This is a genomic window from Suilimivivens sp., assembly GCF_037359455.1.
GTDB classification, from domain to species: domain Bacteria; phylum Bacillota; class Clostridia; order Lachnospirales; family Lachnospiraceae; genus Suilimivivens; species Suilimivivens aceti.
The window spans coordinates 39,751-59,298 of the sequence record NZ_JAXXXI010000044.1 but is presented as its reverse complement, the minus strand read 5'-3'; the positions used below and the strand labels follow the sequence as shown (position 1 = coordinate 59,298).

15 protein-coding genes are annotated in these 19,548 nt (G+C 46.5%); all 15 read left to right on the top strand.

Annotation, left to right across the window (positions count from 1 at the left end):
• Nucleotides 1–88: 88 nt before the first annotated feature.
• The 15 genes from WJQ40_RS09075 to WJQ40_RS09005 all read left to right on the top strand — a co-directional run bounded on the left by WJQ40_RS09075 (nt 89) and on the right by WJQ40_RS09005 (nt 19,413).
• Nucleotides 89–916, top strand: a complete 828-nt coding sequence (locus WJQ40_RS09075) for a glycosyltransferase (RefSeq protein ID WP_337539471.1) — start codon at nt 89–91, stop codon at nt 914–916.
• On the top strand, nt 913–1,641 hold the full coding sequence (locus WJQ40_RS09070) for an HAD family hydrolase (protein ID WP_118798129.1): 729 nt from the start codon (nt 913–915) through the stop codon (nt 1,639–1,641). Before WJQ40_RS09075 ends, WJQ40_RS09070 begins: the two co-directional genes overlap by 4 nt.
• Nucleotides 1,642–2,172: 531 nt before the next feature.
• Nucleotides 2,173–4,833 (top strand): valine--tRNA ligase, encoded by a 2,661-nt coding sequence (locus WJQ40_RS09065; RefSeq protein ID WP_337539512.1) that lies wholly within the window; start codon nt 2,173–2,175, stop codon nt 4,831–4,833.
• A gap of 32 nt (nt 4,834–4,865) precedes the next feature.
• Nucleotides 4,866–6,176 carry a folylpolyglutamate synthase/dihydrofolate synthase family protein gene (locus WJQ40_RS09060; protein ID WP_337539469.1) on the top strand — a complete coding sequence of 437 codons (1,311 nt, stop codon included), beginning with the start codon at nt 4,866–4,868 and terminating at the stop codon, nt 6,174–6,176.
• A complete protein-coding gene (locus tag WJQ40_RS09055) occupies nt 6,163–6,321 on the top strand; it encodes a hypothetical protein (RefSeq protein WP_262574597.1) in 159 nt (52 codons plus the stop codon). The genes WJQ40_RS09060 and WJQ40_RS09055 overlap by 14 nt, the downstream gene beginning before the upstream one ends.
• 4 nt (nt 6,322–6,325) lie before the next feature.
• A complete protein-coding gene (locus WJQ40_RS09050; RefSeq protein WP_337539468.1) occupies nt 6,326–7,747 on the top strand; it encodes a tetratricopeptide repeat protein in 1,422 nt (473 codons plus the stop codon).
• 156 nt (nt 7,748–7,903) lie between these two features.
• The gene (locus WJQ40_RS09045; protein ID WP_118798132.1) at nt 7,904–8,212 is read left to right on the top strand and encodes an anti-sigma factor antagonist; all 309 of its coding nucleotides are present in this window, start codon (nt 7,904–7,906) and stop codon (nt 8,210–8,212) included.
• 41 nt (nt 8,213–8,253) lie between these two features.
• Nucleotides 8,254–8,757: an anti-sigma F factor gene (gene spoIIAB, locus WJQ40_RS09040; RefSeq protein ID WP_331488824.1), complete on the top strand. Its 504-nt coding sequence runs from the start codon at nt 8,254–8,256 to the stop codon at nt 8,755–8,757.
• Between the two features lie 6 nt (nt 8,758–8,763).
• Nucleotides 8,764–9,480 carry an RNA polymerase sporulation sigma factor SigF gene (gene sigF / locus WJQ40_RS09035; RefSeq protein WP_118798133.1) on the top strand — a complete coding sequence of 239 codons (717 nt, stop codon included), beginning with the start codon at nt 8,764–8,766 and terminating at the stop codon, nt 9,478–9,480.
• A gap of 59 nt (nt 9,481–9,539) precedes the next feature.
• On the top strand, nt 9,540–10,700 hold the full coding sequence (locus WJQ40_RS09030) for an exonuclease SbcCD subunit D (RefSeq protein WP_337539466.1): 1,161 nt from the start codon (nt 9,540–9,542) through the stop codon (nt 10,698–10,700).
• Nucleotides 10,697–13,321: an SMC family ATPase gene (locus tag WJQ40_RS09025; RefSeq protein ID WP_337539464.1), complete on the top strand. Its 2,625-nt coding sequence runs from the start codon at nt 10,697–10,699 to the stop codon at nt 13,319–13,321. Before WJQ40_RS09030 ends, WJQ40_RS09025 begins: the two co-directional genes overlap by 4 nt.
• Nucleotides 13,322–13,393: 72 nt before the next feature.
• Nucleotides 13,394–14,797: an FAD-dependent protein gene (locus WJQ40_RS09020; protein ID WP_337539461.1), complete on the top strand. Its 1,404-nt coding sequence runs from the start codon at nt 13,394–13,396 to the stop codon at nt 14,795–14,797.
• On the top strand, nt 14,794–15,858 hold the full coding sequence (locus tag WJQ40_RS09015; protein ID WP_337539458.1) for a peptidylprolyl isomerase: 1,065 nt from the start codon (nt 14,794–14,796) through the stop codon (nt 15,856–15,858). The genes WJQ40_RS09020 and WJQ40_RS09015 overlap by 4 nt, the downstream gene beginning before the upstream one ends.
• 184 nt (nt 15,859–16,042) lie before the next feature.
• Nucleotides 16,043–18,100, top strand: a complete 2,058-nt coding sequence (htpG, locus tag WJQ40_RS09010; protein ID WP_337539457.1) for a molecular chaperone HtpG — start codon at nt 16,043–16,045, stop codon at nt 18,098–18,100.
• Between the two features lie 62 nt (nt 18,101–18,162).
• On the top strand, nt 18,163–19,413 hold the full coding sequence (locus WJQ40_RS09005) for a peptidoglycan-binding protein (protein WP_337539455.1): 1,251 nt from the start codon (nt 18,163–18,165) through the stop codon (nt 19,411–19,413).
• The last annotated feature ends 135 nt before the right edge of the window (nt 19,414–19,548 follow it).

Here is a 19,548-nt window from a genome sequence, read left to right as displayed (position 1 = left end):
TACCAGTATAGAGCAAGGAGAAGAAACTGGCAAGAATTTGCCTTTTTTCGGGAAGAGGTGTAAAATCCTATATTTAAGGAGTGATATTATGAAAGAGCCATTGGTAAGTATCATTGTACCAGTATATAACGGAGAAAGGTCGATTGAAAGATGCCTCCGCAGCATACAGAACCAGACCTATCGGAACATTGAGGTTATTGTAGTCAACGACGGCAGCACAGACCATACGGATCGTATCATCCGTAAATATGCAGAGCAGGATTCCAGATTCTGTTATATTAAAAAGGAAAACAGCGGTGTTTCTGATAGCAGGAACATTGCCATGAAGCGGGCCAGAGGAGAGTATTTCCAGTTTGTGGACGGAGATGACTGGTTAGTCAAGCATGCAACAGAGGAGTTTGTAAGGACTGCGCTTCTGTATGACTGCGAAATGGTGATCTCGGATTACAACAGGGTAAGGGGCAGGACGATCATGGTGAGGGGGCATGTAGAGGCAGGACCGGTTCTGACAAGAACCAGATTTGCCGAAAACATGATGTCTGCGCCGGCTAACTTTTACTATGGTGTTCTCTGGAATAAGTTTTACAAGGCAGACATTATCAGGAGATTTGCTCTTCAGTGTGATACCCAGCTTGACTGGTGTGAGGACTTCCGGTTTAATCTGGAGTATCTGCAGTATGTAGGTAAGGTTGGTGTGATCAATAAGCCGCTCTATTACTATGTAAAGACCAAGGGAAGTCTTGTGGATACGCAGGCAGGAAGTCTGCAGCTGACCATGAAGACCAAGAGAAAGCTGTTTGATTATTATAAGGATCTGTATCAGATGCTGGATCTGTATGAAGGGAACAAATTCCGGATCCAGATGTTTTATTTCTCTTTTGCCCACGATAAAATAAAAGGAATTAAGACCGCATGACAAATTATATTTTTGATCTTTATGGAACCCTGATTGACATTCATACAAGCGAAAGCAAGGCCTCTCTGTGGAAGGAAGTGGCTTTGCTTTTTTCGATGAATGGTGTGCCCTATGCGGAAACAGAGCTGCGTAAAAGCTACCTTCGTCTGTGTAAGGTGGAGGAAGGACGCCAGTGGGACCGGCAGAAAAAAATGAGAGATGGGAGCCTTTTGAAAAGAGAAATTGAGCTCCCGCTTGACAGGGTATTTACCGGCCTTTTTACAGAGAAGGGCATAGAGCCATCGGAGGAAAAGCTTAAACTTATGGCAACAGCTTTCCGGGCACTGTCAACTTACTATATCCGGCTTTATGATGGTGCGGAAGATCTTTTGAAAAGATTGAAAAGATCAGGAAAAAAGATCTATCTGCTTTCCAACGCGCAGCGGATCTTCACAGAGCCGGAGATGAAGATGCTGGGGATTTATGAGCTGTTTGATGGGATTTTATATTCTTCGGATGCCGGTGTAAAGAAGCCATCCCATTATTTCTTTGAGGATCTTTTCGAGAAATATGGACTTAAGAAGGAGGATTCTGTCATGATCGGGAATGAATACGAAGCAGATATCCTGGGAGCGGATGCGTTTGGGATTACAAGTATGTACGTCCATACCAGCCAGTCTGGCAAAAGACCGGAGAAGCTGCCGGATGGCTGTATGGAGATCGCAGTCATCGGAGAAGTATTTTAGAAACAGAACCTTCAAGGGGCAGAAATGGACTTGACAAGCAGGCGTCTGCCTACTAAGATAGATTTAATGAGTTATGAAAAGGTAGTGACAAAGAGGAGTACCTGTTTATTCAGGCATCAGAGAGGATATTCCATCGGCTGAAAGAATATCTGGCAGTGGATACAGGGAAGGTAGCTTTGGAACCGGAGAGCTGAACAGCGTTCTGGCAGCTGCAGAGGTTTTTGCAGGTTGAAGGAATCCAGGTAGGTTCTCACGGCTGATCCCCGTTAACGGATAGTGCTTTCGGCAGATGCCGGCGGCAGTGAGTGACAAGCAAAGGTGGTACCGCGTAGAAATGACGCCCTTTACAGAAGAGATTCTGTAAAGGGTTTTTTATGTCATAGGAAATTACTCTGTAATGTTCCAATGACATAAAAAAACCTCCTGGCAGGATCGCACTGCGGCGGAAGGGTAGATGTCGCTTAAAGCGACCCGCCGCAGGCGGAGAATCCTGCAAGCAGGATTCTTTTTTAAACAGAAAAGGAGAAGATGATGAGCAGAGAACTTGCAAAGACCTACGATCCCAAGGGGATTGAGGACAGAATCTATGACAAATGGCTTGCGAAGAAATACTTCCATGCAGAGGTGGATCATTCCAAAACACCGTTTACGATCGTAATTCCCCCTCCGAATATCACAGGACAGCTCCATATGGGACATGCCCTTGACAATACCATGCAGGATATCCTGATCCGTTATAAGAGGATGCAGGGCTATAATGCACTCTGGCAGCCAGGAACAGACCATGCCAGCATCGCTACAGAGGTTAAGATCATTGAAAAGCTGAAGGAAGAAGGCATCAGCAAGGAAGATCTTGGCAGAGAAGGGTTCCTTAAGAGAGCCTGGGAGTGGAAGGCTGAGTACGGCGGAAGGATCATTGAACAGCTGAAAAAGCTTGGCTCCTCCTGTGACTGGGACAGAGAGCGTTTTACCATGGACGAGGGCTGCAATAAGGCAGTTACCGAAGTATTCTGCAAGATGCACGAAAAAGGCTGGATCTACAAGGGCAGCAGGATCATCAACTGGTGTCCGGTATGTAATACCTCCATTTCTGATGCCGAGGTAGAATATGAAGAGCAGGCAGGCCATTTCTGGCATATCAAGTACCCGCTGATCGAGGATGACGGAACTGTAAGTACCACAAGATTCCTTGAGTTTGCGACTACAAGACCGGAGACTATGCTTGGTGATACTGCAGTAGCAGTCCATCCCGATGATGACAGATATAAGGATATCGTTGGAAAGAAGCTGATGCTCCCTATTATCAACAGAGAGATCCCGATCATTGCAGATGCTTATGTTGACAGAGAGTTTGGTACCGGTGTAGTTAAGATCACACCTGCCCATGACCCGAATGACTTTGAGGTTGGAAAGCGTCACAATCTGCCGGAGATCAATATTCTGAATGATGATGCCACCATCAATGAAAACGGCGGCAAGTTCTGCGGTATGGATCGTTATGCAGCAAGAGAGGCCATTGTAAAGGAACTGGATGAGATGGGACTCCTTGTAAGGATTGAAGATTATACTCATAATGTAGGTACCCATGACAGATGTAAGACAACCATCGAGCCCATGATAAAGAAGCAGTGGTTTGTCAGGATGGATGAACTGATCAAGCCCGCAGTAAAGGCTGTAAAGGACGGGGACATCCAGCTGATCCCGAAGAGAATGGAAAAGACCTACTTCAACTGGACAGACAATATCAGAGACTGGTGTATTTCCAGACAGCTCTGGTGGGGTCACAGGATCCCGGCATATTACTGTGATGACTGCGGAGAAACCGTAGTAGCAAAGCAGACGCCTGAGAAGTGCCCTAAGTGCGGCGGCACTCACTTTACACAGGATCCGGATACCCTGGACACCTGGTTCTCATCAGCACTCTGGCCGTTCTCCACACTTGGCTGGCCGGAGCAGACAGAGGATCTGAAATATTTTTATCCGACAGATGTACTGGTAACCGGCTATGATATTATCTTCTTCTGGGTTATCCGGATGATCTTCTCCGGCTATGAGCAGATGGGAGAAAGACCGTTTAAGACAGTTCTGTTCCATGGACTTGTCAGAGATTCTAAGGGACGTAAGATGAGTAAGAGCCTTGGCAATGGGATCGATCCTCTGGAGATTATCGATCAGTATGGTGCAGATGCCCTGCGTCTTACCCTGATCACCGGTAATGCACCGGGTAACGACATGCGTTTCTACTATGAAAGAGTAGAGGCGAGCAGAAACTTTGCAAACAAGATCTGGAACGCATCCCGTTTCATCATGATGAACATGCCGGAGGAAGGACTTCAGGTTACAGAGCCTGTTCTGCAGCCGGTAGATAAGTGGATTCTTTCCAAGCTGAATGCCCTGATCAAGGATGCTACCGAGAATATGGATCATTTTGAACTGGGAATCGCGGTACAGAAGGTATATGACTTTATCTGGGATGAGTTCTGTGACTGGTATATCGAGATGGTAAAACCCCGTCTTTACAATACAGATGATCAGGAAAGCAAGAATGCAGCACTCTGGACCTTAAAGACAGTCCTGTTAAATGCGCTGAAGCTGCTCCATCCTTATATGCCGTTTATCACAGAAGAAATTTTCTGTACCCTGCAGTCAGAAGAGGAATCGATCATGATCTCAAGCTGGCCGGTATATCAGGATGACTGGAGCTTTGCAAAGGAAGAACAGGATATCGAGACGATCAAGGATGCAGTCAGAGGTGTGCGTAATATCCGTACCGAAATGAATGTAGCACCAAGCCGCAAGGCCATGATCTATGTAGTCAGCGAAAAGGAAGAGGTCCGCAGAGCCTTTACAGAGGGAAAGCTGTTCTTCACATCTCTTGCCGGAGCTTCCGAGGTTGTGATCCAGGAGGATAAGAACGGTATTGCAGAGGATGCGGTTTCTGTTGTGATCCATGGTGCGACTCTTTACATTCCTTTCGCGGAGCTTGTGGATATCGCACAGGAGATCGAGAGACTGAAGAAGGAAGAGAAACGTCTGACCGGCGAGCTTGCCAGAGTCAATGGTATGCTGAGCAATGAGAAGTTTATGGGCAAGGCACCACAGGCCAAGATTGATGAAGAAAAGGCAAAGCTTGAGAAATATACCCAGATGATGGAGCAGGTAAAGGAAAGACTTGCACAGCTAAGCAAATAAAATAAAGCAAACGGAAGAAGGGAGCCAGTTACGTGACGGCGTTTGAGCAGGCAGAACAATATATCAACGAGATACCGAGATTTGCCGGGAAAAATACAGTAGAGGATACGTCCCGCCTGCTTACGATCGCCGGCTGTGACAGGCTCCCTTTTCCTGTGATCCATGTAGCCGGTACCAATGGGAAGGGCAGTGTATGTGCCTGCCTTGCGTCTATTCTGAAGGAGAGCGGAAGGAGAGTCGGGATCTTTACGTCTCCCCATCTTGTGGATATCAGGGAGCGGATCCGTATCGATGATGAGATGATATCAGAGAACCGGTTCGCTGAGGTATTCCGGGAGGTTCAGATACTGGCAGAAGAAGGGAAGAAGGAGGGATTGTCACATCCTTCCTTCTTTGAATATCTGTTTCTGATGGCAATGATCTATTTCAGGGATGAAAAGCCGGATGCTGTGATACTGGAAACCGGTCTGGGAGGCAGACTGGATGCAACAAACAGTATAAAGCATCCGGCACTCTGTGTGATCACGGAGATTGGATTTGACCATATGCAGTACCTTGGTAATACGCTGGAGGAAATTGCGGGAGAAAAGGCCGGTATTATCAAAAAGGGAGTACCTGTTATATTCCCGGACAGACGGCCTGAGACGACAAGGGTGCTGGTGAATCGTGCAAAAGAAATAGGAAGCCGGGCGGTTCTGCTCGAAAAAAGCAATATTTTGGATATAAATACAGGGAATAAAAACATTGATTTTTCATTGCATACTGGTTATTATAATTATATTGGGCTGTCACTTCATATGGTTGCACTTTACCAGGTGGAAAATGCCTCTCTTGCAGTTCTTGCAGCAGAAGAACTGAACAGGGAAGGATATCTGATCGAGGAAGAAGCCATAAGGAAGGGACTTCTGGGTGCATACTGGCCGGGGCGGATGGAAGAGGTACAGCCCGGCATTTTTTTGGATGGTGCCCACAATGAAGATGGGATAGAGGCGTTGCTTGCAACAGTAAAAGCAATACCCTGCAGGGGAGAGAGAAAGCTTCTGTTTGGGGTAGTTGCGGACAAGCAGTATGAAAAGATGATCAGGAGGATAGCAGAGAGCGGTCTCTTTACAGAGATTGCGGTCACGACACTTTCCTCTGACCGAAGTGCGTCTCTTACAGAGCTTTCGAAGCTATGGAGGCAGTATGAATTACCCTGCCGCTTTTATGAAGATGCAGGAGAGGCCTTTGGATGGCTGCTTGCAGGCAGAAAAGAGGCTGACGTGATTTATGTTGCCGGTTCGTTATATTTGATAGGGCAGATAAAGAGCCTTAAGAGGAGAACACCGGATGATAGATTTTGAAGAAGAATTAAAGAAGTTTCACCCAAGTCTTGAGGTTGAGGATGCTGCAGAAGCGATCTACGGACAGGATCTGACGGATGTGGCAGATATATTGATACAGATGGTAGAAAAGGCAAAAGAAAAGACGGAAGCAGAAGAGGAGTAACGGCATGATCTGTTATAATTGCGGCTGTCGTTTATCAGAGCAGGACTTCTGTACCGGATGCGGCGCTGATGTATCACTTTATAAGAAGGTGATATACCTTTCCAACCGTCTTTATAATGACGGACTGGATAAGGCGTCGGTAAGAGATCTGTCAGGAGCGATCGCCAGTCTGAAAGAAAGTATTAAACTGAACAAGAACAATATTGATGCGAGAAATCTTCTGGGACTTGTTTATTTTGAAATGGGAGAAGCGGTATCCGCCCTTGGTGAGTGGGTCATCAGCCAGAATCTCCGCCCGAAGAAAAATATCGCCAATGATTATATTGACATGATCCAGAATAATCAGGCGAGACTCGATGGCATCAACCAGACGATCAAGAAGTACAATCAGGCACTTGCGTACTGCTGGCAGGACAGTCAGGATCTGGCTGTGATCCAGCTTAAGAAGGTGCTTTCCAATAATCCGAAGTATGTCAGGGCACACCAGCTTCTGGCGCTGCTTTACATGAACACAGAGGAATGGGAGAAGGCCAGAAGAGAGCTGGAGAAATGTGAGCAGATCGATACAGGCAATACCACAACACAGCGTTATCTGAAGGAAGTCACGCATATGCTGGTTCCTGAGGAAAGCCAGAAGGGCAGTACGAGGAAAAAGGCTTCTTCTGATGAGATCATCCGTTATCAGAGCGGAAATGAAACGATCATCCAGCCTGTCAATGCAGCGGAGAAGAAAGGGGTATCCTCCCTTCTGAATCTGGGGATAGGACTTGTGATCGGTATCGGGATCGCCTGCTTCCTGATCCTTCCGGCAAGGATCCAGAAAGCCAAGGCAGATATTAACAATGATCTGAGGGCAGTCAGTGAACAGTCGGATGCCAAGACAGCGACCATAGATGAGCAGGAACAGAAGATCAGGAGCCTGACAGATGAAAATACACAGCTGACAAGCCAGCTGGCAGCACTGGAGGGAACGGATGGTGCCCTGCAGGCAACAGACGGGCTGATGATGGCTGTGAACGCATATCTGACAGATCCGGAGGACATTGAAACAATCGCAGGTTACATGGAGGCCATGGAGCCGGATGAAAATGGGGAGGAAGAGGTAAAGCACTCGAACTCCTATGAAACACTCCGCAAGCAGTTCCTGACACAGGTTTCTGAAAAGCTTGCAGCTTACTATTACGGACTTGGTAATGACAGCTACAGAAATGGAGATTACGGAGCAGCGATCCCGAATCTGAAGCGAGCCTTTACTTATGACAATACGAATGCTGATGCCCTGTTCTATCTGGGTAACTGCTACCGGGAGAACGGAGACGATGATAAGGCCAAGGAGATTTATGCACAGGTAATGGATGACTTTGCGGGAACAGACAGGGCATCCAAGGCAGAAACCTATCTGGCAGAGATCAATAATCAGAATTAAATGAAATAACCTGCAGCAGCTCTAGGCAGAAGGATCAGGATTGCAGGAGCAATATCGTTTACAAAAGAGAACATGATAAGCATGTTCTCTTTTTTTTACGTCTTTACAGCTGTAAAAGTGGAAAAGACCAGGGAAAGACAGAATAAGGAGGGAAAAATGGAAGAGGAATTCAAGGTAATTGACAATTATCTGATGGTCAGGATGCCGGCAGAGGTGGATCATCATGCATCAGAATATATCGGACGGACTGCGGACAGATATATTCTGAAGGAAGGAGTAGGAAATGTAGTGTTCGATTTTGAGAAGACCAGGTTTATGGACAGCTCCGGGATCGGGATCATCATAGGACGATATAAGAAGATCACTTGTTTTGGAGGCAGGGTTTTTGCAGTCAATGCGGATGCAAGGATCAAAAAGACACTGATGCTCTGCGGATTGCATAAGGTGATTGAGATCATGGAATAGAATCAGAAAACAAAGAAAAAGAAAGGCATAAGGGGAAAACGATGGAAACGGGAAGACGTCTGGAAAACAAACATGCAGGATCGGAAATGACGAAAAATGAAATGCAGATACAGTTCACTGCTGTGTCAGAAAATGAGGCATTTGCAAGGATCGCAGTGGCTGCTTTTGTAACACCATTAAATCCGACACTGGAGGAGATCGCAGATATCAAGACAGCGGTATCTGAGGCTGTGACGAATGCAATTATCCATGGTTATGATGGCATGACGGGAAAAGAACAGAATCAGGTATACATACACTGTCTGCTGAACAGGGATGTACTGCAGGTAGAGGTCATAGATGAAGGAAAGGGCATTGAAGATGTGGAAAAGGCCATGGAGCCCATGTATACCACCAAACCTGATATGGACAGATCCGGTATGGGCTTTGCTTTTATGGAGGCTTTTATGGATGAACTGGAAGTGATATCGGAGCCTGGACAGGGAACTACGGTGCTGATGAGCAAAAAGCTGGGGACACTGCCATTTATTGACCGTGAGGAGTGATCTGACATGGAAAATACAGTACTGATCAGGCGGGCACAGGCAGGAGAAAGAGAATCGAGAGAAGTACTGATAGAACAGAATCTCGGACTGGTACACCATATTGTAAAACGGTTTCTGAACAGAGGCTATGAAGCAGAGGATCTGTTTCAGATCGGGGTGATCGGCCTGATCAAGGCGATCGATAAATTTGACACAGGATATGAGGTGAAATTTTCCACCTATGCGGTTCCGTTGATCACCGGAGAGATCAAACGGTTTATCAGGGATGACGGGCTTGTTAAGGTGTCAAGAACATTGAAGGAAAATGGCAGCCGGGTGAAATATGCCAGGGAGAGACTGCTCAAAAGCCTCGGAAGAGAACCAACACTTGAAGAGGTAGCCCTTGAGGCGGCACTGACGACTGAAGAAGTGATCCTGGCAATGGAGGCAGGCGCCAGGGTGGAATCTATTTATCAGTCTGTATATCAGAGTGATGGAAATGAGATCTATCTGGTAGACCAGCTGGCAGATGAAAAAGGAGATGAGCAGGAAAAGCTGCTGGACCGGCTGTTGGTGAAGCAGCTCTTAAAAAGCCTGCCGGAAATGGAACGGACACTGATCACGCTCCGGTACTTCAGGGACAAGACCCAGACGGAGGTAGCGGGACTGCTCGGGATCAGTCAGGTCCAGGTGAGCAGGATGGAAAAAAAGATTTTGCTGGGATTGCGGGAGAGGATGATTTGATTTACAATAGCGGGAAGAGATGCTTCAGATAAAAGAAGAGAAAAGGAACAGGAAACAGGATGAAATTACTGCATACAGGAGATCTGCATATTGGTAAAACAGTAAATGATTTTTCCATGCTGGAGGATCAGAAGGAAATTCTTTCACAGATCCTGTTACTTGCCAAGGAAAATCAGGTAAATGGCGTGATCCTTGCGGGAGACATTTATGACAGGGCAGTACCTTCCGGAGATGCGGTTCTTGTGTTCAATGATTTTCTGACTGCCCTTGCCAGAGAGGGGATCACTGTATATATGATCAGTGGCAATCATGATTCTCCAGAACGGATAAGCTACGGAGAAGAGCTCCTGCGGGAGCAGGGGATCATGATCGCAGGGGTGTATCATAATGAGATCACTGTGATCCATACGAAGGATGCTTATGGAGACGTGGACATTTTGCTGCTGCCTTTTATCAAACCTTCAGCAGAGGCTGCAGGAACAAGTGAGGAGGCCGTGGCGAAGGCACTTGGGAAATACTGGGAGAAGGAAGCTGCGGAAAGATCTAAGCTGCCAGCCGGACAAAGCAGGCAGGATACCAAACGACGGATACTTGTGACACATTTCTTTGTGACGGATGCCGGAAAGGAACCACTGCTTTCAGACAGCGAAACGACAATCCATGTGGGCGGCATTGACAATGTGGATGCCTCTGTATTTGACGGGATGGATTATGTGGCTCTTGGTCATATCCACAGACCGCAGCAGATCGGAAACAGACAGGTATATTATGCGGGTTCCCCACTTTCTTATTCCTTTTCAGAAGCAGGACAGAAAAAGAAGGTATTACTGATCGAGCTTAAGGAAAAGGGAAACTGTCAGGTGACAGAGCTGCCGCTTACCCCTCCAAGGGAAATGAGAAAGCTTGAGGGCAGTATGGAGGAGCTTCTGAGGCAGGGAGAAGAGGATCAGAACAGAGAAGATTATGTGCAGGCCATTCTGACAGATCAGAAGGAGCTGGTTGATCCTATGGGAGTCTTAAGAAGCGTGTATCCCAATGTGATGCAGGTAGTCAGGAAAGAAACGGCTGGCAGTCTGCAGTATACGGGAGAAGAACTGAAGCTGAAAAGAAGGGATCCGTTGACGATTCTTGAAGATTTTTACGGATTTGTCAGAGAAGAGGCGCTGACGGAAGAAAAGAAAGCGCTTCTGGTACAGATGATAAAGGAGACAGAGGAATGAAGCCGATCACACTGACCATCTGCGGGTGGGGGCCATACCGGGATGAGCAGCCACCTATTGATTTTGAGGTACTTGGGAGCAGAGGACTGTTTTTGATCACAGGTGCAACAGGAGCCGGAAAGACCACTATTTTTGACGCGGTCACATATGCACTGTACGGGGATCTGAGCGGAAAAACGAGAGAAAAGGGCAGTGTCAGAAGTGATTTTGCTGCTCCTTCTACCAAAACCTATGTAGAGCTTGTAATGGAGCATGGGGGAAAGCGGTATCGTATCCGGAGAAATCCGGAATATATGCGGCCAAGAAAACGGCAGTCAAAAAATGGTGAGCTGACGAAAGAGAAGGAAAACGCATATCTGACTATGCCTGATGGAAGCTGCATCGAAGGAAGCAGTGAGGTGACAGCCAGGATCAGGGAGCTCCTTAAGGTAGACATCAATCAGTTCAGACAGCTTTCCATGATCGCACAGGGAGAATTCACAAGACTTCTTACTGCACCATCTTCGGAAAAGTCAAAGATCTTCCGGGAAATTTTTGATACAAAGCTTTATGAGAGGCTGGAGGCAAAGCTGAAGAACAGCTCTGCAGAACTTTACAGGCAGGTAATGGAATACCGCCATCGTATGGAAGAAGAGGTTTCTGTATTTTCACCTGATGAGGAACTGAAAGCGGAAGTAGAGGCACTTGTGGCGGAGGCAGGTATCTACTCGGAACGTCTGCTTCCCTTTCTTAAGGAGAAGATAAGCGTTTTCCTCAGCGAAGAAAAGAGGCTGCATTCAGAGGAAAAGAAAGCGGAAGAAGAGATCGAAGAGCTTGCAGGTATCGTGAAGGAAGCAGAGCAGACAAAGGCGCTTATGGAACAGCTTGCAAAAGAACGGGAAAAGCAGAAGAGCCTTGTAGAAAGGGAGCCTGATTACCGGCAGATGGAAGAACGTCTGCAGAGGGCAGGAGAGGCAGCAGCTGTGCGGGAATATGAGCTGCTTTTGCAGAACCGGGAAGAGCAGAGGAAGACCTGTGAAAAGAAACTGCAGCTTTCTGAAAGGGAGCTGGAAGGCCTCTTACAGAAGCAGGAGGAACAGCGTACCCTTGTGGAACTGGCAGGGCAGATAGCAGAGGCCTTTGACATGAAGGAAAGGTGTGAAGAAGCAGAAAGGCTCCGGCAGGAAAAAGAAACGGCACTCAGGGAAAAGAAGCAGGAATTTGGTGCTTTGCAGGTCAGGTATGAGAAAGCAGAGAAAGAGGCAGAAGCGAGCATCCATGACTATGAAAATGCAGAGAGGAGATACCGGCATGGTATTGCCGGCATACTGGCACAGGATCTGAAGGAAGGAGAGCCCTGCCCGGTCTGCGGAGCCCTGTCACATCCCTGCAGACAGGAAAGAGAACAGGGTGTGCCAACGGAAGAAGAATTAAAAGAAAAGAAGCTGTTTTCAGAGAAGAAAAGGCAGGAGCTTTTGAAGATCCATGGAGAAACGAGAGCCTGCAGGGAGGCCAGGGATCTGCTGGATAGGGAGGCAGAGAAAAGCCGGAGGATGCAGCAGGAGCTGATAGAGAAAATGCAGGAGCTGCCAGCAGAGATCAGGGAATATCCTGATTTTCATAAAAGATCAGATTTCGAAAAGCAGAGGAAGGAAGCAGAGGAGATCTGTCTTCGTATTTCAGAAAAGAAAAAAACAAAAGAGGCACTTAGGCAGGAAAGACAGGTGCTTTTGGAAAAAGAAGGGCTTGCCAGGGGAAACTTCCGGGATGAGCTGCAAAAGGCTGGCTTTATAGGGGAAGAAGAATACCGGGCTGCTTTTCTTCCGGAACAGAAACGGAAGGAAGAGCAGGAAGCAGTAAGGGATTACAGACAGCGGTGCCATGCTAAGGAGCACCTGATCCATCATCTTGAGGAAGAGCTTAAGGTGCGGGAGCAGAGAAACCCGGCAGAGGAGCAGCAGAAGCTTGCAGAGATCCGGAAAAAGAAAGACAGTCTTACAGAAGCAGGCAGCCGTCTCTGGAAAAACAGGAATGAAACGGAAAAGCTGTACCATTCTTTAAAAGAAAAGAAGGAAAAGAGCACGGCTCTTTCTGAAAAGTACGGTATCATCAAGGATCTGGATGATGCCGTAAATGGAAATAACAAGAAACGTCTTGTGCTGGAGCAGTATGTACTTGCTGCTTATTTTGAGGAAATCCTGAAGGCGGCAAATCTGCGCCTTGCCATGATGAGCGGCGGCCGGTATACCCTGTATCGTACCAAAGAGGTGACTGACGGAAGGAGTAAGGATAGTCTGGATATGGAGGTGCTGGACTATTATACCGGAAGGTACAGATCCGTGAAAACACTTTCGGGAGGCGAAACCTTTAAGGTGTCCTTATCCCTTGCACTTGGAATGAGTGATGTAGTACAGGCATATTGCGGTGGAATACAGGTAGATGCACTGTTCATCGATGAGGGGTTTGGATCCCTGGATCAGGAATCTCTAGAACAGGCATGTCAGACGCTGATGAGTCTTGCAGAGAGCGACCGGATGATCGGGATCATTTCCCATGTACCGCTTCTTTCTGAAAAAATCGAAAATCAGATCCAGGTTAAGAAAACCAGTACTGGAAGTACGTATCAACTTGTGGTATTCTAAAAGAGTATGCGGTAAAACCGCAGAGTGAGTCCGACCCGCATTGCGTGTCAGCGAAGGAGGAAGCTTAGTTAAATGGAAAAAAGAGCAGATGTCATTATTATAGGAGCAGGACCCGGAGGCATATTCTGTGCCTATGAGCTGCTTCGTCAGAAGCCGGATCTGAAGGTGATCGTCATTGAAAAAGGACGTTCCATAGAGAAAAGAGTGTGCCCAAAGAGAACAACTCTGCAGTGTGTAGGCTGCAAGCCCTGTTCCATTACAACAGGATTTGCCGGCGCCGGCGCATTCTCAGATGGAAAGCTTTCCCTTTCCCCGGATGTAGGCGGCAATCTGCCGGAAATTCTCGGCTATGAAAAGACAGCAGAGCTGATCCATGAATCAGATGAGATCTATCTGAAATTTGGAGCAGACAGAAATGTTTATGGTATAGATAAGCAGGATGTGATCCGCGAGATCAGAAGAAGGGCTATTGGTGCAAATTTAAAGCTTGTCGAGTGCCCGATCAGGCACCTTGGAACAGAGGAAGGCTACAAGATCTATGCAAAGCTTCAGAAGCATCTGATGGATGAGGGAGCAGAGCTGATCTTTAATACTATGGTGGAAGAGATCCTGGTAGAGGATGGAAAGGCAGTTGGCGTCAGAACCGATAAGGGAGATGTTTACTACGGCAGTGAAGTGGTATCCGCAGTAGGAAGGGAAGGTGCTGACTGGTTTAAGGATAAATGCGAAGAGGTTGGGATCGAGACCACGCCTGGCACCGTAGATGTTGGTGTGCGTGTTGAGGTCAGAGATGAGGTCATGCAGTATCTGAATGATAATCTGTATGAAGCCAAGCTGATCTATCATACGCCGACTTTTGATGATAAGGTAAGAACCTTCTGTACCAATCCTTCCGGAGAAGTGGCAACAGAATATTATGAGGGCGGCCTTGCTGTTGTCAATGGGCATGCCTATAAGGCAAAGGATCATAAGACACACAATACCAATTTTGCGATCCTTGTCAGCAAGAATTTTACGAAGCCGTTCAAGACACCGATCGAATATGGCAAGCAGATCGCACAGCTTTCCAATATGCTCTGTGGCGGCAGGATCCTGGTACAGACCTTTGGTGATTTTAAGAGAGGCAGAAGAACTACAGAAGAAAGACTCTGCAGGAATAACCTGATCCCTACCCTGAAGGATGCAGTACCCGGAGATCTTTCCCTGGTATTCCCTCACAGGATCATGGTGGATATAGAGGAGATGCTGGAAGCACTTGATAAGATCACACCGGGTATTGCCAGTGATGAGACTCTTCTTTATGGTGTGGAAGTAAAGTTTTATTCCAACAGAGTAATCGTAAACAGTGATTTTGAAACGAGCATTAAGGGACTTCGTGCTATTGGGGACGGTGCCGGTGTGACAAGAGGACTCCAGCAGGCATCAGCTAACGGTATCAGTGTGGCAAGAAGTATCTTAAAGGGAATGAATGCATGAGAAACAGAAACAGGCGCATGGCAGCAGCACTCCTTACAGTGCTGCTCCTGCTTCTTTCAGGCTGTATGGATTCGCTGAAAGGCTCCAAAGTTGTGCTGACGACCGGATTTGAGAAAAATGAGGTGTTCCGGATCGAGGATATGTCCTGTACACTCCCGGAAGCCATGGTTTATCTGATCAATACCAAGAACCGGTATGAAAGTGTATACGGCAGGGAAATATGGAATGTCAGCCTGGATGGTGTGACACTGGAGGAAAATATTAAGGAAACTGTCCTTGCACAGCTCGCACAGCAGAAAACCATGAACCTTCTGGCAAGACAGAACGGAGTGGCTTTGAGTGAAGAGGAGGAGGCCAGGGTCATGCAGGCGGCAGAAACTTATTTCCAGTCCTTGAGCGAGGAGGAAAAGAGCGCGCTGCAGATCACAGTAAAGGATGTAGAGGAGCTGTACCGGGAATATGCACTGGCAAGAAAGGTCTACCAGTATATCATCAAGGATATCAATCCGGAGATCAGTGATGATGAAGCAAGAACCATAACAGTCCAGTATATTTATTTCAGAACCTGTATCCTTGATGGCAGCGGAAAGAAGATCGAATATTCTGCAGAAGAGAAGCGGGAGATCCTAAAAAAAGCGGAGGAGGTTCGTTCACTGCTGAAAAACGAAGAGGCAGATTTTGAGGAGCTGATCCTGAAATACAGTGACAGCGAGGAAGGAACCTGCTCCTTTGGAAAAGGTGAGAAGGATCAGGCCTTTGAGGATGCCGCCTTTAATCTGGAGACGGATGAGATCAGTGATATTGTAGAGACACCGGATGGTTATTATCTGATCAAATGTATCAGTACCTTTAACCGTACCGAGACCGATGCCAATAAGGTCAAGATCGTGGAGAAAAGGCGGGAAGAGGTATTTGGGCAGGAGTATGAGGACTTTGTTGCAGCCCTGACCCGGAATCTTAATGAAGATCTATGGCAGAGTGTGTCTCTTGCTGGGACAGAGAATATTACGACATCCGATTTCTTTGATGTCTTTAATAAATTCTTTGACGGAATTTTATAAAAAGTTAATAATTGCCGGAAACCCTGATGTTTCCTGATGTTTCACATGATTTGTTAGCACTCATTAATAATGAGTGCTAATTTTGCCTTGACTTTTCGGATTGACAGAACTACACTATTTCCTAGATGTAATAAACTGAAATGGAATATAAGCATTGATACAGGAAAGAAAAGGAGTGATTACCATGGCAGAAAAGCATGGAAGCTTATCAATTAACAGTGAAAACATATTCCCGATTATAAAGAAGTGGCTGTATTCAGATCACGATATCTTTTACAGAGAACTGATCTCTAACGGCTGTGATGCGATCACGAAGCTGAAGAAGCTGGATATGATGGGAGAGTATGAGCTGCCGGAGAATTATAAGGCAAGGATTGATGTTGTAGTGGATCCGGAAGCAAAGACACTGTCCTTCACCGATAATGGTATCGGTATGACCGCAGATGAGGTAGAGGAATATATCAACCAGATCGCTTTTTCCGGAGCGACAGACTTCATCAGTAAATATAAGGACAAGACAGATAATGACCAGATCATTGGCCATTTCGGACTTGGCTTTTATTCGGCATTTATGGTAGCTGATGAGGTACACATTGATACCCTTTCCTACAAAGAAGGTGCGAAGGCTGTTCACTGGGAATGTGATGGCGGTACAGAATTTACCATGACAGAAGGTGACAAGGCAGAGGTGGGAACGAAGATCACCCTGTTTGTTAATGAAGATGTACTGGAGTTCTGCAATGAATACAAGGCAAGAGAGGTTATTAAGAAATACTGTTCCTTCATGCCTACCGAAATATACCTTTCCAAGGCAAATACCAAGGAGACAGAAACCATCAAGGCAGATGAGAAGCGCCCTGATGATGTGGTTGTAGAGGAGATCAAGCCGGAGAAGGAAGGCGATGAGGAGAAGCTTAAGATCGTAAAGAGACCTGAGCTTCTGAATGATACCAATCCTCTCTGGATGAAGAATCCCAGTGAATGTACGAAGGAAGAGTATCTGGAATTTTACAGAAATGTATTTAAGGACTATAAGGAGCCTTTATTCTGGATCCACCTGAACATGGATTATCCTTTTAACCTGAAGGGTATCCTGTACTTCCCAAGGATCAATATGGAGTATGAGTCCATCGAAGGAACCATCAAGCTGTACAATAACCAGGTATTTATCGCTGACAATATCAAGGAGGTCATCCCTGAGTTCCTGATGCTGTTAAAGGGTGTGATCGACTGTCCTGATCTGCCGCTGAATGTATCCAGAAGCGCACTGCAGAATGACGGCTTTGTAAAGAAGATCTCCGATTATATTTCCAAGAAGGTTGCCGATAAACTGGCTGGTATGTGCAAGACCGAGAAGGAAGAGTATGACAAGTACTGGGATGATATCAGTCCTTTCATCAAGTTTGGCTGTCTGAAGGATGACAAATTCTGCGAAAAGATGACAGATTACATTCTGTTCAAGAATCTGGACGGCAAATATCTGACGCTTCCTGAATGTCTTGAGGTCAATAAGATCGACCCGGATGAGGCAGAGAATAAGGAAGAGACAGAAGAGAAGAGTACAGATGAGAGCGCAGAAGCTGCCGAAACAGAAGCTGCTGACAAGGATGCAGAGGCAGAAGAGAAGAAAGAAAAAGTCATCTATTATGTAACGGATGAGAAGCAGCAGAGCCAGTATATCAACATGTTCAAGGCTGCCAAAATGGATGCTGTGATCCTGAACCACAATATTGACCAGCCGTTTATTTCCCAGCTTGAGGCCAAGAACGAGGGCATTAAATTCAAGAGGATCGATGCAGACCTTACAGATTCCCTGAAGTCAAAGACCAGCAAGAAGGCAGAAGAAGAGCTTACAAAGGCTGCTGAGACCATTGGCAAGGTGATGAAGAAGGCCCTTAAGAAGGACAAGATCGAGATCAAGGTGGAGAAGCTGAAGAATAAGAAGATCGCTTCCATGATGACACTTTCCGAGGAGAGCCGGAGAATGCAGGACATGATGAAAATGTATGCAATGCCCGGTATGGATATGGGAGATTATGGAAAGGAAGGCGAGACACTGGTGCTGAATGCCAACCATCCGCTGGTACAGTATGTACTTGATCATACGGATGACAGTAATGTTTCCATGATCTGCGAACAGCTATATGATCTGGCGCTGCTTCAGCAGGCACCCCTTGAGCCGGAAGCCATGAGCAAGTTTATCACAAGAAGCAATGATATCATGCTGCTTCTGACTAAATAAGAAAAGTAACAAGACAGATAACCCCTGCATAGAATAAAGAAAGACTATGCAGGGGTATTTTTATGCCTGAGGAAAGTTTACAGACAGGGAGTGCCAGGGGAAGGCTGCAGATCAATGTCACGTCTTCTCTTGGACTGATCCCGGTGAAGGATGCTGCCGTTACCATATCATATTCAGGAGAGCCAAATGCTCCGATAGAAAAGCTGAGTACGGATTCCTCCGGACAGACAGAACGGATAGAGCTTGCAGCACCGCCGCTGGATTACAGTGTTGAACCCTCTGAGCAGAGACCATACAGTGAATATACAGTTCTTGTGGAGGCTCCCGGGTATGAGTCTGCCATGGTTTCAGGAACAGAGATCCTGCCGGACACCCTGGCACTGCAGCCGGTTTCTTTAAAGCCACTGGAAACAGCAGAAGGGGATATGGAAAGTGTGATTATTCCTGATCATACCCTCTATGGAGATTATCCGCCAAAGATTCCGGAGGCTGAGATCAAGCCGATAGAGGAAACGGGAGAGATTGTTTTAAGCAGGGTCGTGATTCCGGAATATATTGTGGTACATGATGGTGTGCCGGATGATGCCAGTGCACAGAACTATTATGTGAAATACAGGGATTATATCAAAAACGTGGTTTCCTCCGAAGTGTATGCCACCTGGGAAGAAAATGCCATTTATGCCAATGCGCTGGCAATCATGTCATTTACCTTAAACCGGGTCTATACGGAGTGGTACAGAGGAAAGGGTTATCCTTTTACCATTACTTCTTCTACGGCCTATGATCAGAACTGGATCTATGGCAGAAATATTTATTCCAACATAGACAGGATCATAGACAGTATTTTTGCCAATTATCTGTCAAGACCGGGTGTGAGGCAGCCAATCTTTACTTCTTACTGTGATGGAAGGAGAGTGACCTGCAATGGCTTAAGCCAGTGGGGATCACAGTATCTGGCAGGGGAAGGCTATACGCCTATTGAGATCCTTCGTTATTATTATGGAAATGATATGTATATCAATACGGCAGAGAGTATTTCTGGTGTGCCGTCCTCCTATCCGGGCTATGCTCTGTCAATAGGCTCATCCGGTGAAAAGGTGCGTCAGCTTCAGAATCAGCTTAACAGGATCGCACAGAACTATCCTGCAATTCCGATAATTGCTGCAGATGGGATCTATGGACCGGAAACAGCAAAGGCAGTCAGGGCATTTCAGAAAATTTTCAATCTGGAGCAGACTGGTGTGACAGATTATCCAACCTGGTACAGTATTTCAAATATCTATGTCGGAGTTACCAGAATTGCAGAACCATAGGAGTGTTTTGCCATTGCAGAAGAGTGCTTTCTAATGGTATACTATTAATTAATCATGGACATTTTTGCCTTTAGGCAGCAGCCCTGTGCCCGGATTTTTTTCAGGGCGGAAGGACTGTCTGTCTTCTGGCGGATA

What these genes read in the sequence shown, in the direction of transcription:
- WJQ40_RS09015 (WP_337539458.1), top strand. Translation starts at nt 14,794, where the DNA reads ATGAGAAACAGAAACAGGCGCATGGCAGCAGCACTCCTTACAGTGCTG.
- WJQ40_RS09065 (WP_337539512.1), top strand. Translation starts at nt 2,173, where the DNA reads ATGAGCAGAGAACTTGCAAAGACCTACGATCCCAAGGGGATTGAGGAC.
- WJQ40_RS09005 (WP_337539455.1), top strand. Translation starts at nt 18,163, where the DNA reads ATGCCTGAGGAAAGTTTACAGACAGGGAGTGCCAGGGGAAGGCTGCAG.
- WJQ40_RS09045 (WP_118798132.1), top strand. Translation starts at nt 7,904, where the DNA reads ATGGAAGAGGAATTCAAGGTAATTGACAATTATCTGATGGTCAGGATG.
- WJQ40_RS09070 (WP_118798129.1), top strand. Translation starts at nt 913, where the DNA reads ATGACAAATTATATTTTTGATCTTTATGGAACCCTGATTGACATTCAT.
- spoIIAB (WP_331488824.1), top strand. Translation starts at nt 8,254, where the DNA reads ATGGAAACGGGAAGACGTCTGGAAAACAAACATGCAGGATCGGAAATG.
- htpG (WP_337539457.1), top strand. Translation starts at nt 16,043, where the DNA reads ATGGCAGAAAAGCATGGAAGCTTATCAATTAACAGTGAAAACATATTC.
- WJQ40_RS09055 (WP_262574597.1), top strand. Translation starts at nt 6,163, where the DNA reads ATGATAGATTTTGAAGAAGAATTAAAGAAGTTTCACCCAAGTCTTGAG.
- WJQ40_RS09030 (WP_337539466.1), top strand. Translation starts at nt 9,540, where the DNA reads ATGAAATTACTGCATACAGGAGATCTGCATATTGGTAAAACAGTAAAT.
- WJQ40_RS09075 (WP_337539471.1), top strand. Translation starts at nt 89, where the DNA reads ATGAAAGAGCCATTGGTAAGTATCATTGTACCAGTATATAACGGAGAA.
- WJQ40_RS09020 (WP_337539461.1), top strand. Translation starts at nt 13,394, where the DNA reads ATGGAAAAAAGAGCAGATGTCATTATTATAGGAGCAGGACCCGGAGGC.
- WJQ40_RS09025 (WP_337539464.1), top strand. Translation starts at nt 10,697, where the DNA reads ATGAAGCCGATCACACTGACCATCTGCGGGTGGGGGCCATACCGGGAT.
- WJQ40_RS09050 (WP_337539468.1), top strand. Translation starts at nt 6,326, where the DNA reads ATGATCTGTTATAATTGCGGCTGTCGTTTATCAGAGCAGGACTTCTGT.
- sigF (WP_118798133.1), top strand. Translation starts at nt 8,764, where the DNA reads ATGGAAAATACAGTACTGATCAGGCGGGCACAGGCAGGAGAAAGAGAA.